Annotated in this window: 12 protein-coding genes and 1 pseudogene; 8 read left to right on the forward strand and 5 right to left on the reverse strand. The window is 67.7% G+C overall.

What is annotated here, in order from left to right; genetic code table 11:
• The first annotated feature begins 11 nt into the window (after window positions 1-11).
• The 3 genes from IAG43_RS24230 to IAG43_RS24240 are packed head-to-tail and all read left to right on the forward strand — an operon-like array spanning window position 12 to window position 1907.
• Window positions 12-698 carry a response regulator gene (locus IAG43_RS24230; protein WP_187742800.1) on the forward strand — a complete coding sequence of 229 codons (687 nt, stop codon included), beginning with the start codon at window positions 12-14 and terminating at the stop codon, window positions 696-698.
• A 33-nt stretch (window positions 699-731) separates the two neighbouring features.
• Window positions 732-1157 (forward strand): OB-fold nucleic acid binding domain-containing protein, encoded by a 426-nt coding sequence (locus IAG43_RS24235; RefSeq protein WP_187742801.1) that lies wholly within the window; start codon window positions 732-734, stop codon window positions 1155-1157.
• Window positions 1158-1160: 3 nt separating this feature from the next.
• Entirely contained in the window at window positions 1161-1907 is a 747-nt protein-coding gene (locus IAG43_RS24240; protein WP_187742802.1) for a DUF3159 domain-containing protein, read from the forward strand.
• 188 nt (window positions 1908-2095) lie between these two features.
• On the opposite strand, the gene IAG43_RS24245 is transcribed toward IAG43_RS24240, so the two are convergent.
• Entirely contained in the window at window positions 2096-2764 is a 669-nt protein-coding gene (locus tag IAG43_RS24245; protein ID WP_147988520.1) for a potassium channel family protein, read from the reverse strand.
• Window positions 2764-3432 carry a potassium channel family protein gene (locus IAG43_RS24250; protein WP_187742803.1) on the reverse strand — a complete coding sequence of 223 codons (669 nt, stop codon included), beginning with the start codon at window positions 3430-3432 and terminating at the stop codon, window positions 2764-2766. Before IAG43_RS24250 ends, IAG43_RS24245 begins: the two co-directional genes overlap by 1 nt.
• Before the next feature lie 208 nt (window positions 3433-3640).
• Between IAG43_RS24250 and IAG43_RS24255 the strand changes: the two genes are divergently transcribed.
• From IAG43_RS24255 to IAG43_RS24275, 4 genes and pseudogenes are all read left to right on the forward strand, one after another.
• On the forward strand, window positions 3641-5689 hold the full coding sequence (locus IAG43_RS24255; protein WP_187742804.1) for an APC family permease: 2049 nt from the start codon (window positions 3641-3643) through the stop codon (window positions 5687-5689).
• 186 nt (window positions 5690-5875) lie between these two features.
• Window positions 5876-7210 (forward strand): class I SAM-dependent RNA methyltransferase, encoded by a 1335-nt coding sequence (locus IAG43_RS24260; RefSeq protein WP_187742805.1) that lies wholly within the window; start codon window positions 5876-5878, stop codon window positions 7208-7210.
• Between the two features lie 24 nt (window positions 7211-7234).
• Window positions 7235-8019 (forward strand): annotated as a pseudogene (locus IAG43_RS24265) (IS3 family transposase); the annotation flags it as partial.
• Window positions 8020-8179: 160 nt separating this feature from the next.
• Window positions 8180-9439 carry a hypothetical protein gene (locus IAG43_RS24275; RefSeq protein ID WP_187742808.1) on the forward strand — a complete coding sequence of 420 codons (1260 nt, stop codon included), beginning with the start codon at window positions 8180-8182 and terminating at the stop codon, window positions 9437-9439.
• Between the two features lie 352 nt (window positions 9440-9791).
• Here the strand turns inward: IAG43_RS24275 and IAG43_RS24280 are convergent, their stop codons facing one another.
• Window positions 9792-10055 (reverse strand): hypothetical protein, encoded by a 264-nt coding sequence (locus tag IAG43_RS24280; protein ID WP_187742809.1) that lies wholly within the window; start codon window positions 10053-10055, stop codon window positions 9792-9794.
• A 159-nt stretch (window positions 10056-10214) separates the two neighbouring features.
• Window positions 10215-11432: a hypothetical protein gene (locus IAG43_RS24285; protein ID WP_187742810.1), complete on the reverse strand. Its 1218-nt coding sequence runs from the start codon at window positions 11430-11432 to the stop codon at window positions 10215-10217.
• 224 nt (window positions 11433-11656) lie between these two features.
• On the opposite strand from IAG43_RS24285, the gene IAG43_RS24290 reads away from it, so the two are divergent.
• A complete protein-coding gene (locus IAG43_RS24290; protein WP_079159404.1) occupies window positions 11657-11992 on the forward strand; it encodes a hypothetical protein in 336 nt (111 codons plus the stop codon).
• Between the two features lie 204 nt (window positions 11993-12196).
• Here the strand turns inward: IAG43_RS24290 and IAG43_RS24295 are convergent, their stop codons facing one another.
• A complete protein-coding gene (locus IAG43_RS24295; RefSeq protein WP_069169205.1) occupies window positions 12197-14239 on the reverse strand; it encodes an ATP-binding protein in 2043 nt (680 codons plus the stop codon).
• Between the last annotated feature and the right edge of the window lie 100 nt (window positions 14240-14339).

Genomic DNA, 14339 nt, shown 5'->3' on the forward strand with positions numbered 1-14339 from the left:
GCGGACCGGTCATGACCCGGGTGCTCGTGGTCGACGACGAGCCGCAGATCGTGCGCGCCCTCGTGATCAACCTGAAGGCGCGCAAGTACGAGGTGGACTCGGCCCACGACGGCGCCGGCGCGCTCGAACTCGCCGCGGCCCGCCACCCCGACGTCGTCGTGCTGGACCTCGGTCTGCCCGACATGGACGGCGTCGAGGTGATCCGGGGCCTGCGGGGCTGGACCAGGGTGCCCATCCTGGTGCTCTCCGCCCGCCACTCCTCCGACGAGAAGGTGGAGGCACTCGACGCCGGCGCCGACGACTACGTCACCAAGCCCTTCGGCATGGACGAACTGCTCGCCCGGCTGCGGGCCGCCGTACGCCGTGCCGAGCCCGTCGGCGGCGGTGACGACGACCTGGTGAGCGTGGACACCGCCTCCTTCACCGTCGACCTCGCCGCGAAGAAGGTGCACCGCGACGGACGCGACGTGCGGCTCACGCCGACCGAGTGGCACCTGCTGGAGGTCCTGGTCCGCAACAGCGGCCGCCTGGTCAGCCAGAAGCAGCTCCTCCAGGAGGTCTGGGGCCCCTCGTACGGCACCGAGACCAACTATCTGCGCGTGTACATGGCGCAGCTGCGCCGCAAGCTGGAGGCCGATCCGTCGCACCCCCGCCACTTCGTCACCGAGCCGGGCATGGGCTACCGCTTCGAACGTTGATGCGTCCCCGAGGGGGGCCGGTACGCTTTCCGTATGAGTGCAACACCCCGCTCCGAGAAGGCGGCGCGCGACGAGAGGACGGTCAGACCGGCCGGCCGCTTCCGCCGTATGTTCGACCGGCTCGCGTCCTCGCAGCAGGACATCGAGTCGGAGGAGCTCCAGGAGGACACCCAGGCCTCCGGGTGCACCCGGATCTGCGACTGCGACGACCGCGCGATCGTCCGGGTGACTGGTACCTTGCGCACGGTGACCCTGCGGCCGCGGGCCGGAGTGCCGGCCCTGGAGGCGGAGCTCTTCGACGGCACCGCCCCGCTGGACGTCGTCTGGCTCGGCCGCCGGTCGATCGTCGGCATCGAACCGGGACGCCGTCTGATCGCCTCCGGCCGGATATCGATGAGCCACGGCCGCCGGGTGCTGTTCAATCCCAAATACGAACTCCGACCGCTCGGACAGGAGTAGCCGGTGACGTCCGTCGACAAGCCGCCCCCCACGACCAACGATCAGCAGCCCGGCCATGCGGCCGACTCCAAGGCAGTCACGGAGGCGGCGCTGTTCGAGGCGTTCGGCGGCGTGCGCGGCATGGTGGAGACCGTCCTGCCGGGCCTGCTCTTCGTCACGATCTACACCGTCAACAAAGACCTGAAGATGTCCGCGATCGCCGCGGTCGCGATCTCGCTGGTGCTGGTCGCGGTCCGGCTGATCCGCCGGGACACCGTCAAGCACGCCTTCAGCGGCGTCTTCGGCGTCGGCTTCGGCGTCCTCTTCGCGATGATGACCGGCGAGGCCAAGGACTTCTATCTGCCGGGCATGCTCTACACGCTGGGCCTGGCGACGGCGTACCTGGTCACCGCGGCGGCGGGTGTCCCCCTGATCGGGCTGATCCTCGGTCCGGTCTTCAAGGAGAACCTCTCCTGGCGGACCCGTAATCCCGGCCGCAAGAAGGCGTACACCAAGGCGAGCTACGCGTGGGGACTGATCCTCCTCGCCAAGTGCGCGATCCTCTTCCCGCTCTACTGGTGGGCCGACACCACCCAGCTCGGCTGGGTGCTCGTCGCGCTGAAGATCCCGCCGTTCCTGCTCGCCGTCTGGCTGACCTGGATCTTCCTGGCCAAGGCGCCGCCGCCGATCGACGTGTTCGCCGAGATGGAGGCCGAGGAGCGGGCCGAGGAGGCCCGCAAGGCCGCCGCCCAGCAGGACACCGTGCCGTAGGCGACTCCGTGCGTGGGCGCGGGCCCGCCCCGCCCGTATGAGGGGCCCGCAGGCGCTGTGCACGGTCCGCGACGCGCAGGGCACGCGGGCCGAAAGGCCCCGCGGCACGCGGCCAGTCCCCGCAGCACACACGCAGTGCCCGGAACCGGTACCGGTTCCGGGCACTGCGCGCGTACACGGTGTGGTGCTCAGGACTCGCGGCGGACCGAGAGCAGGTCCTCCAGCTGCTCCTCCCGGGCCTGGGCGGCGACGAACAGCAGCTCGTCGCCGGCCTCCAGCGACTCCTCCACGCTCGGCGTCAGCACCCGGGATCCGCGGATGATCGTGACCAGCGAGGTGTCCTGCGGCCAGTCCACCTCTCCGACCCGGGTGCCCGCGAGCGCCGACTCCGGCGGCAGCGTGAGCTCGACGAGGTTGGCGTCGCCGTGGCTGAAGCGCAGCAGCCGGACCAGGTCGCCGACGCTCACCGCCTCCTCGACCAGCGCCGACATCAGCCGCGGCGTCGAGACGGCGACGTCCACGCCCCAGGACTCGTTGAACAGCCACTCGTTCTTCGGGTTGTTCACCCGGGAGACCACCCGCGGCACCCCGTACTCGGTCTTCGCGAGCAGCGACACGACCAGGTTGACCTTGTCGTCGCCGGTCGCCGCGATCACCACGTTGCACCGCTGCAGCGCGGCCTCGTCGAGCGAGGTGATCTCGCACGCGTCGGCCAGCAGCCACTCGGCCTGCGGCACCCGCTCCACCGAGATGGCGGTCGGCGCCTTGTCGATCAGGAGCACCTCGTGCCCGTTCTCCAGCAGCTCGGCGGCGATGGAACGCCCCACGGCGCCGGCGCCCGCAATAGCGACCCGCATCAGTGACCGCCCTCCTCGGGGCCCTCGGCGAACGCCGCCTCGACCTTCCCGATCTCGTCGCTCCGCAGCATCACGTGCACGAAGTCGCCCTCTTGGAGCACGGTCTGCGACGTCGGCAGGACCGCTTCGCCCAACCGGGTGAGGAACGCGACCCGCACGCCCGTCTCCTCCTGGAGCCGGCTGATCTTGTGGCCGATCCACGCGGGGGAGGTGTGCACCTCCGCGAGCTCGACCGTGCCGCTCGGATCCCGCCACAGCGACTCCGCGCCCGACGGCAGCAGGCGCCGCAGCATCTGGTCGGCGGTCCAGCGGACCGTCGCGACCGTGGGGATGCCGAGGCGCTGGTACACCTCGGCGCGGCGCGGGTCGTAGATGCGTGCGGCGACGTTCTCGATGCCGAACATCTCGCGCGCCACCCGGGCCGCGATGATGTTCGAGTTGTCACCGCTGCTGACCGCCGCGAACGCGCCGGCCTCCTCGATGCCCGCCTCGCGCAGGGTGTCCTGGTCGAAGCCGACACCGGTCACCCGGCGGCCGCCGAACCCCGATCCCAGGCGGCGGAAGGCCGTGGGGTCCTGGTCGACGACGGCGACCGTGTGCCCCTGCTGCTCCAGGGTCTGCGCGAGAGCGGCTCCCACTCGCCCGCATCCCATGATGACGATGTGCACGACCGTCCTTCCGGCTCTGTCTCTGAGGTCTCGTCTCGCTGTCAAGACCCCTCAGGATCTCAGACCCGGGCCCGGACCGACGACGCGCGGTCATACCGTGGACCTCAGTGTCATGGCGAGATGACATTCCGCTAAGACGTAACAGGATTCCGTTAAGGCCCGCATGGTGAGTGGGGTCGGCGCTTTTCGAACCCTTACGATCCTCTGCGTGTCCAAACTGACCGACCTGCCCAAACGGATTCTGATCGGCCGGGCGCTGCGCAGCGACAGGCTCGGGGAGACCCTCCTCCCGAAGCGCATCGCGCTCCCCGTCTTCGCCTCCGACCCGCTCTCCTCCGTGGCGTACGCACCGGGCGAAGTACTGCTGGTCCTGTCCATCGCAGGTCTGTCGGCCTACCACTTCAGCCCCTGGATCGCCGCCGCGGTCGTCGTGCTGATGTTCACCGTCGTCGCCTCGTACCGCCAGAACGTCCACGCCTACCCCAGCGGCGGCGGCGACTACGAGGTCGCCACCACCAACCTCGGCCCCAAGGCCGGACTCACCGTCGCCAGCGCCCTGCTCGTCGACTACGTGCTGACCGTCGCCGTGTCGATCTCCTCCGGTGTGGAGAACCTCGGCTCGGCCGTGCCGTTCGTGGTCGAGCACAAGGTGTTCAGCGCCATCGTGATAATCGTGCTCCTGACGCTGATGAACCTGCGCGGCGTCAAGGAATCCGGCAAGCTCTTCGCCATCCCCACGTACGTCTTCGTCTTCGGCGTCTTCACCATGATCATCTGGGGCGCGTACCAGGGCCTCGTCCTCGACGAGACCATGCGCGCCCCGACCGCCGACTACGAGATCAAGCCGGAACACGGCGGCCTCGCCGGCTTCGCGCTCTTCTTCCTGCTGCTGCGCGCCTTCTCCTCCGGATGCGCCGCGCTCACCGGCGTCGAGGCCATCAGCAACGGCGTCCCCGCCTTCCGCAAGCCCAAGAGCCGCAACGCCGCCACCACCCTGCTGCTGATGGGCACCCTCGCCGTCACCATGTTCTGCGGCATCATCGGCCTCGCCATGGCCACCGACGTCAAGATGGCCGAGAACCCGGCGAAGGACCTCATCGACAACGGTGTGCCGGTGGGCTCCGGCTACGTCCAGCACCCGGTGATCTCCCAGGTCGCGGCAGCCGTCTTCGGCGACGGCACCTTCTTCTTCGTGCTGCTCGCCGCCGCCACCGCGCTGGTGCTGTTCCTCGCCGCGAACACCGCCTACAACGGCTTCCCGCTGCTCGGCTCGATCCTGGCCCAGGACCGCTACCTGCCGCGCCAGCTCCACACCCGCGGCGACCGGCTCGCCTTCTCCAACGGCATCGTGCTCCTGTCCGGAGCCGCCATCCTGCTGGTGTGGGCCTACGGAGCCGACTCCACCAAGCTCATCCAGCTCTACATCGTCGGCGTCTTCGTCTCCTTCACCCTCAGCCAGACCGGCATGGTCCGGCACTGGAACCGGCACCTGCGCACCGAACGCGACAAGGCCAGGCGCCGCCACATGATCCGCTCCCGCGCGATCAACACCTTCGGCGCCTTCTTCACCGGCCTGGTGCTGGTGGTCGTCCTCGCGACCAAGTTCACCCACGGCGCCTGGGTCGCCCTGCTCGGCATGGTCGTCTTCTTCGGCACCATGACCGCGATCCGCCGCCACTACGACCGGGTCGCCGAGGAGATCGCCGCCCCGGACGAACCCAGCGACGACACCGTGCGCCCCTCCCGGGTCCACTCGATCGTCCTCGTCTCCAAGGTCCACCGGCCCACCCTGCGCGCCCTGTCGTACGCCCAGCTGATGCGCTCCGACAAGCTGGAGGCCGTCAGCATCAACGTCGACCCGGCGGAGACCAAGGCGCTGCGCGACGAATGGGAGCGGCGCGGGATCAACGTCCCGCTGAAGATCCTCGACTCGCCCTACCGCGAGATCACCCGGCCGATCATCGACTACGTGAAGGGCCTGCGCCGCGAGAGCCCCCGCGACGCGGTCAGCGTGATCATCCCCGAGTACGTCGTCGGCCACTGGTACGAGCACCTCCTCCACAACCAGAGCGCGCTGCGCCTCAAGGGCCGCCTGCTGTTCACCGCGGGTGTGATGGTGACCTCGGTGCCCTACCAGCTCGAATCCTCCGAGGCCGCCAGGAAGCGGGCCCGCAAGCGCGCCGAGTGGAACGCGCCCGGGGCGGTGCGGCGGGGACCCGTCGACCGCAAGCACAAGGAGCACAGCGGCAAGGGCTGACGCGGGGGCCGGCCGCGTCGCGGTGCGCGTGACCGCTCCGCCCCGGTCCTGCCCGGTGCGCCCCGGCCCCGCCCGGTCGGAAGCACGCCGGGGCGGACGTAGACTGGTGGGTCGTTGTCCGCGCGGGGGTCGTCCCCACGACCCGCACCGCCCGCGGCCGCCCCCGATCACTGGAGTCACCCCCTCATGCAGAACGCACCCGAGACGTCGCCGTCGCTGGTCGGGGAGGAGTACGAGGTCGAGGTCGGGCCCGTCGCGCACGGCGGTCACTGCATCGCCCGCACCGACGAGGGCCGCGTCCTGTTCGTCCGGCACACGCTGCCCGGCGAGAAGGTCGTCGCCCGCGTCACCGAGGGCGACGAGGGCTCCCGCTTCCTGCGCGCCGACGCCGTCACGATCATCGAGGCGTCCAAGGACCGGGTGGAGGCCCCCTGCCCGTTCTCCGGTCCGGGCCGGTGCGGCGGCTGCGACTGGCAGCACGCCAAGCCCGGCGCCCAGCGCCGCTTCAAGGGCGAGGTCATCGCCGAACAGCTCCAGCGGCTCGCCGGCCTCACCCCCGAGGATGCCGGCTGGGACGGCACCGTCATGCCGGCCGAGGGCGACAAGCTGCCGGCCGGCCAGGTCCCGCAGTGGCGCACCCGCGTCCAGTACGCGATCGACGAGGCCGGCCACGTCGGCCTGCGCCGCCACCGCTCCCACGAGGTCGAGCCGATCGAGCACTGCATGATCGCCGCGGAGGGCGTCAGCGAGCTCGGCATCGAGGAACGCCTCTGGGAGGGCATGGAGACCGTCGAGGCCATCGCCGCCTCCGGCTCCGGCGACCGCCAGGTCATCCTGACCCCGCGCCCCGGCGCCAGGCTCCCGCTCGTCGAACTCGACAAGCCCGTCTCCGTGCTCCGCGTCGACGAGAGGGACGGCGGCGTCCACCGCGTCCACGGCCGCGCCTTCGTCCGCGAACGCGCCGACGAGCGCACCCACCGGGTCGGCAACGGCGGCTTCTGGCAGGTCCATCCGCAGGCCGCCGACACCCTGATGCGCGCCGTGATGCAGGGCCTGCTGCCCCGCAAGGGCGACATGGCCCTCGACCTCTACTGCGGCGTCGGCCTCTTCGCGGGCGCCCTCGCCGACCGCGTCGGCGACAAGGGCGCGGTGCTCGGCATCGAGACGAGCAAGCGCGCGGTGGAGGACGCCCGCCACAACCTCCAGCACTTCGACCGCGTCCGCATCGAGCACGGCAAGGTGGAGGCGGTCCTGCCGCGCACCGGCATCGACGGCGTCGACCTCATCGTCCTCGACCCGCCCCGCGCGGGCGCCGGCAAGCAGACCGTCCGCCACCTCGCGGGGCTGGGCGCCCGCCGCATCGCCTACGTCGCCTGCGACCCGGCGGCGCTGGCGCGCGACATCGCCTACTTCGCGGAGTCGGGCTACAAGCCGCGCACACTGCGGGCGTTCGACCTGTTCCCGATGACGCACCATGTCGAGTGCGTGGCGATCCTTGAGCCCATCGAAAAAGGCCGCTGACCTGCCATTTTAGCGAGTGTGCGCTACCGCTGGCTCGACAAGCCGGTGGGCCACGCCGTCCTCACCCAGGCCTATCGCGCGAACGCGCTCTTCGACGCCCACCGCGAGGACCCGGAGTTCGGCTACCGCTTCCTGGCCGACGAGGCAGGCGATGCCGGGGCCGCGATGGCGGACCGGACCGCGTGGCGGATCTGCCGGGACAACCGCTGGTGGAGCGTGTTCGGCGAGAAGCGCAGCCGGGGCAAGAAGGCCGGCCCGCCGGTGCACGACGATCTCGTGAGCCGCAACTTCACCGCGAGCGGTCCGAACCGGTTGTGGCTCGCCGACATCACCGAGCACGCCACGGGTGAGGGGAAGCTGTACCTCTGCGCGATCAAGGATGTCTTCGACAACAGGATTGTGGGCTACTCCATCGACACGTGGATGAAGTCACGCCTTGCCGTGACCGCGCTGGAAAACGCCGTGGCCCGGCGTGAAGACGTCGACGGCTGCATCCTGCACACCGATCGCGGATCGCAATTTCGATCAAGGAAGTTCGTCCAGGCCCTCGACCGGCACTGGATGGCCGGATCGATAGGGGGAGGGTCGGGGCGGCCGGCGACAACGCGGCCATGGAGTCCTTCTTCAGCCTGCTGCAGAAGAACGTCCTCGACCGCCGCAGCTGGACCACTCGCGAGGAATTACGGATCGCGATCGTGACCTGGATCGAGCGGACCTACCACCGACGCCGCCGACAAGCCACACTCGGCCGGCTGACCCCCATCGAGTACGAGACCGTCGTGACCACACCGGCCCTCCAGGCCGCGTGACTTCAACCTGTCACCCGCTCCTGCACCAGACCCTACGCAGCACGGCACGGTCACGCTCATCAAGCACGAGGCGGTGCTCGCTGTGCTCATTAACCTCGCGGGCAGCGGCTTTCACCGAAAGAGCTTGGCCGCCCTGGTTCCCGGCGTCTAGCTTGGCACCATGATCACCCGCTATTGCCTCAAGTGCCCGGGATGTGCGGAGGCGTTCGACGCCCGGCTCGGTGTGGAGCCGACCCGCGGAACGCGCTTCTACCTGCCGTGCCCGCACTGCGGACTATCGATCCGGGGCTCGATGTCGGGCACTGAGCTCGAAAACCACCGTATCGCCATCGAGTGCGAGGTGCTGAGCGACTCCGCGCCAGAGTCGCCTGACGGACGCGTCGTGACCATCAATCCGTTCGTGCCGTCGCGCTACGACGCCGACACGTTCACGCCGATGGGGTCTTTCCCGACGATGACGCTCCTCCAGGCCCTCGGCGACCACGCCTTCGCGGAGTTCCAGTCCGAACGGCATTCGGCGCTCGAAGCAGGCCGCGATCAATGGCCCACGGTCCGCATGTTGTTCCAGTACTACCTCCAGGGCAACACTGCGATGTTCGTTCGCATCGCGCAGCAGCAGCTCGGACTCGCATGGGAACCGAGCACGAGCCATGAGCGGACGACCGTCGCTTACCAGGCTATGGGCGCAGTGACGACGGTCATCACAGGGACCACGGGGACCACCAGCGCCAACGTGATCGGCCGCTTCTCGCGCAAGCACTTCGCAGCGATGAAACGACACAAGGATCACCTCGCGACCTTCCGGCGTCGAGGACAGTCCTCGGCGGCTCTGGAACGAGATGTCTTCACCGAGCTCAACCGTTTCGTAGAACATCACGAGTCCTGGGAGATGGGGCTCCTGGGGAGGTTCTTCGGCCCGGGCGGCAATAATGCCTTCGACGACCTTGTCCTCTACCGCGACGAGTTCTCGATGGTGAGGGACCTTTACCAGCACGGATTCGAGCTCGCCTGCAAGTGCCTGTGGCCGCTTGTTGCAGCACAGAACACGGTGAAGCGCGGAAGCCCGGACGACTTCGGAGCCGCCCACCCCGACCGCGTACCCGAGAACAAGCGCCCCAGAAACCTCGACAAGTTCGACAAGTTGCCGAATGCCTTCAAGATCGCATATGTGGCACAGGTGCCGGGTTGGGAGCCATTCGAGAGCTTGCTCAACAACCGTCGCCGGAACACGATCGGGCACGCGACAGCACATCACGACCTTCAGACAGGCCGCGTCGTCAGCGATGAGAGCCCCTCCGGGATGACGTATCTCGAGTTCCTCGGCGAGGTCCTTGGTGTCTTCGAAGCGCTCTCGACCCTTGCCCAGGTGCTCAGGGCCAGTCGTGTTGCCTCCTCGCCGGACTTCGGCCCTTTCGAATGACGACACCGAGATACACGGGCCCGTGCCACAGATGGCCGGGCACCGTCTCACTACCCTCCCTGGATGTGTACCGGGCAGGGGCGTTGCGGCGTGGGCATCCTGGTAGCGGCGTCAGGGAGTGGCAACACGTCGGAACTGTCTGCAGAACCGCAGGATTCCGGGGTGACGAGCTGCGCGGGCACGCCGATGCCGGCAGGATCTCGGCCAGCCAGCGAGCCGGTTCCTCCCCTGGGCGCAACGGGCGGGCCCCGAGACGCTCGAGGCGGCGGACGACCCCGCTGCTGCCCGCCTCCCGGCCGTTGATCTTGGCCGTCGACCCACCGCGAAGACACCGACGCGCAGGCCCTGGTAGTCAGCGCGTCATTGCGCGCATATATCGCCGCATTACCGGCTCGCGGTCTATCTGCAGGCAGGTACTGGCCAGCGTCCAAGCGAGGCCCTCGCCTTCTCCACCGAATGTCGACGGTCCGGATTCGTCAGGATCCGTTGGCAGGTCAGCGCCATGGCCCACCGTGCGGACTGCCGCACGGTCTTCGTGCCGCTTAAGAATCGGACGGAGGGTGAATATCGCGACGTCCTGACTGCCCTCTTTGTTGATCAGGAGATGGAGGCTCATCTGTCGATATGAAAGCCGGTGCCCGTGATCTTCATCGGGCAGAGGGGCAAGCAGCGCAGGCTTGAAGCCTTCTTCTCCCCGCGTTCCCACGGCAAGAGCACGACGCCCACCGCGTCCACCTACGGCTACCACTTCAAGAAAGCGTGCCAGTGCCCACGTTCACTCGTCGGGGGACTCCGTTGCCAGCGGGATGCCGCACCGCCAGCAGCCGTTCGCGTGGTCGTCCCCGCAGACGTAGCCGATGCCACCATCCACGCACCATTCGGCGGCCTCCTCGGACAGCAGGTCGGGCCCGGCATGGAGCAGCCGACGGAGTTCCGTGGTGTCCGCGATGTCGGCTGGGCGGTTGGTGAACCACTCGTCGAACCAAAGCTTGTCTCGGTGCACGTTCCAGCGCGCATTCTCCCGGTCGTCGACAGCCGTAGTGAACCGATCGACGACGCGCCCCCAACTCGGTGTTCCAAACCAGCCGTTGTCGGACGCGCAGAAGAATGCGATCAGGGTTCGCAGGCCGAACGTCTTCTCGCGAAGGCAGTACGCCCGCCCCCAAGCGATCGCGTCCTGTGCCATCTCCGCGAGTTCTTCGCGCGGATCAGCCTCGTGCGCCGGATCGTCAGGATTGTGGCAGGCCAGCCCGAGCTCGAGAACAGACTGCCCGGTCGGTAGAACCCGGGACGGGTTGATGATCGTGAGACCGAGACCGATCCAGTCGACATGGTCGAACGACAGCAGCGAGCGCACGAGTCGGGTGGTTGCCGTGTTGATCCGCATCATTGTGCCGTCGTGTAGCGGACTCTTCCCGGCATGCCAGTTCTCGATGGGTGTGTTGCGCCACACCGCGAGCGTGATGCGGGTGGCAGCGAGCCACAGCAGCGCGTCGTCGTCGAGATGCCCGAACCGCTTGGCGCACTCCTGGGCGCCGTAGGGAATCAACTCTTCCGGTTTCGGCCACCTGTGGCTGTCGGGCCCTTCAGGCGCGTGCTCGTAGTCGTCGGCGTACTCGTCGAGGATCGCGATCAACTCGGCAGCGCTGTAAGCCTCGCTGTACTCGGAGCTGTCCGGCTCCTCGACGGTGTACATGTCGTGGTCCCAGGAGACGTACACGTCGCGCCAGAGCACTACGGCATCGCACTCGCCGGCGTTGTCCGTCACAACCGGCCTGATGGTGATCGGGGCAGTACGCCCATCGGTTCGCTCGCCGTCCTTCTCGGCGGCCCATGCGGTGATGACCCTGAGCGGCTTCGGAAGGAGAGGACCGACCTCGGTGATGCTGAACGGCTCGTCGTCGTCATCGGTGTCGAACCGGCTGTTGACGAACGCGACTGCCTCGGAGGGCGTGCTGACGAGGGACTGGCTACCACTCTCGTTGTCAACCACTCGCCACAACGGGCTGTTCTTCAAGATGCTCTCCGATCGCGGTGAGCGCACCCGGGGCGGGTGCGATGTGCCGGGTCGCTCGGCACTGACTCCGATTATGGGCTGATCAACCGATCCGTAGTCCCGGAGGCGCTTGTCAGCGACAACGTTCGGTACGTTCTGCGCGTAACCTGCTTTTCGCGCCCGCGGCGATAGAGCAGAGTCCCACAGCGGAGGAGGTGAAGATGGCGCTGAACAGGAAGGGTTCCCGGCGCGTAACCGTTGACGGGATCGAGTACCGCTGGCGGATCCGCAGGAAGCCCTCCTACATGCAGGGCCTCTGCTGGACACCGCTGACCTATGCGGTTGAAGCGGCCAGCGGCAACCAGCCGGGCACGACCTTGATCGTCAACAGCGGTCAGGCCCATCCCAGCAACTGGGTGGGCGTCGAGACGGAGCCCATTCGTCCGGCTCACGTTGCTGCCAGCATTCGAGAGGCACGAGATCAAGGCTGGGATCCAACCCGGGTCGGTTCTCCTTTCCAGCTCGACCGATCGGCAGGATTCATCGCCCAGTCATGAGACAGAGCGGAGTAGGGCGGCGCATCTGGCCCGGCACCATGGCCTGGTGACCAGATGGATGCGCTGCTACTGGGACGAGGAAGACATCTGGTCTCCTCCGACGAGGGAGCGTCCTGCATGAGCTGGCCGCGGAGGCTGCCTTCGCTGCCCATGGCAACAACACTGGCTGAAACCGACACCCAAGGGGAGGGCCACATTGGCTGATCAACTGGAGGGGAGCCCGAGTTTGTCGAAAAACGCCCGGTTGCGTTCGGTAGCGGCGTTGACGAGGCGGTCGAAGCTCACCACTTCGATGTATGCCTTGAGCGGTTCGTTGAAGCCGAAGTAGCCCATGCCGTCGTGCGTGGGCCGCAGAGTCGCGTACTCGCATCTGTCCACCATCGTCTTCGTCAGATCGGCGAGGACGTAGCAGAAGGCAGGTGCTTCACGTGTAGGGGGAATCGGCCGCCCGAGCGCGGTCTTCACTCCGCCGGCGCGCACACGCTTGACGTAGTCCAGGCACTGCTGGATGGGGTCCTTGTCCTCCGAGGCGTCATTGCGCATCGGCCGCTTGACTTCGACCACGACGATGGACGGCAGCGGCAGCGATTGCCCCTCCGAGGCCAGGACCGGCGAGCCGACGAGCCGGGTCGCGAGCAGGTCGGGCTCCCTCGTCGAATCGGAACCCGTTATCGGCATGCTTTTGAGGGTTTTGTCCGAGGCGAGGTAGTCGTGGAACGCGAGCCGCTCGTCGATGATCCACAGGTTCGAGGCATCGGTGCCGACCTCATTAGAGTCGGTCCGCATCGGCATCAGCAGCGAGTGGATCGCATCCTCTCTGCTGTACCTGCCTTGGCCGTCCACCTCGACCAGCCGCTGGAGCACGTCGAGGATCGCCCGTCGACGTGAGACGTAGGCGGCCAGATCGGACTGGTTGATGTCGGTCACCGTATTCAGGTACCGGGCCAACCGGTCGTCGTACCCCTCTGGCGGGGCGGAATTTCCTTGGCTCAGGACCGCGTGGCCCTCGGCGAGCGCGGACGCTTCGAGCTTCTGGAGGTTGCTGTGGAGCAGCAGTTCCAGTTCCTGGTCCTTGATGGACGGGTCCACGGTCACGCCGAGCGGTTCCAGTCGCGAAAGTACGGGCCGGTACCGCGGGGCACGGTTGCTGACGAATTCGTGGACTCGGGCCTTGCCCTCCTCGCGCGCTGCGCTGAGTGGTCCGGCGAGGATTCGCTCGACTTCCTTGAGCGCGCTCTCCCTGATGTCGTCCATCGACACGTCCTCGATTAGAGGGGTGTCCGGTGCCTGTTCGCTGATGTCGAAGGCCGTACGGTCGGCGCGCACGTGGCTGTCCAGGAAGTCTGAGGACAAATAACAGACGTACGTGAACGGGGAGGACTCCGAGTCCTTGAGCCTCCCATAGAGTCCGGGCACCTTGCTGGTGAGGTTTTCCTCCAGCACCACACGGTTCGCAGCGCACCAGTACAGCCGTGGCGCGTGATTCCGCGGCGAGGACTTCAGTCGGAGGCTTACCATGTCGAACCTCTCGCCCTTGACGTCTATCGAAGTCCTTTGCAGGTCGGAATAGACGAAGTCGTTCATGAGGCTGTTGAGCGAGACCGCCCCGTCGTCGTCGGACACCATGATGTGGGGCGCGCCGCCGGGGCGTAGGAAGTACCAGATGCAGTGCTCGAATACCTCACGGGCGATGGCTTCTACAGACTTCAGCCCGCTCTGCTGGTAGGGCTTCTTGAACCCATCGAGGCTCACGGCCGCGCCGACCTCGGCGGGCAGTTCTGCCTCCGGGTCCAACTCGACCTCTCCGTGGACGGAGAAGCGGAATTGCCGCCCGTCGATGCGTCCGGCTTCGTCCTCGTAGGCGCTGCGAATCGTTACCCTGTCGAACGCCTTCAGCCAGAGCAGGCGCCCCACGCCGCGGCAGCCCATGTCGGCCTTGTGGTCGCTGTCCAAGGTCTCGAACGATGTCATGTTCTCCGGAGTGAAGCCCACCCCGTTGTCCTCGACGGTGAAGCCAACAATGGGTTTCAGGGCTGCACGCCCCGGGCCGACGTGGCTGAAGTCGAGTGCTTCCTGTGGGCTGCGGTGGATCCTGATCCTCAGACGACCGGACTCGGTATCGTCACCGAACCGCGCGTCGATTGCCTGGATCGCGTTGACGACGGCCTCCAGGAGCGGCAGCAGGGCATGACTTTTCGGCAGGCTCGTGTTCCGGACCCTGCCGGCCAGTGACGTGGTCAGCGCCATGGTCTTCCTCCTCGCTCCCGGGCCGCCCACCCTATCCGCGGGTATGGCCCAAAGCGTGCTGGACGACCAAGACTCCCAGGAATTGGCTTCCCGGCGATGC

This window comes from Streptomyces genisteinicus (assembly GCF_014489615.1).
In the GTDB taxonomy this organism is placed as follows: domain Bacteria; phylum Actinomycetota; class Actinomycetes; order Streptomycetales; family Streptomycetaceae; genus Streptomyces; species Streptomyces genisteinicus.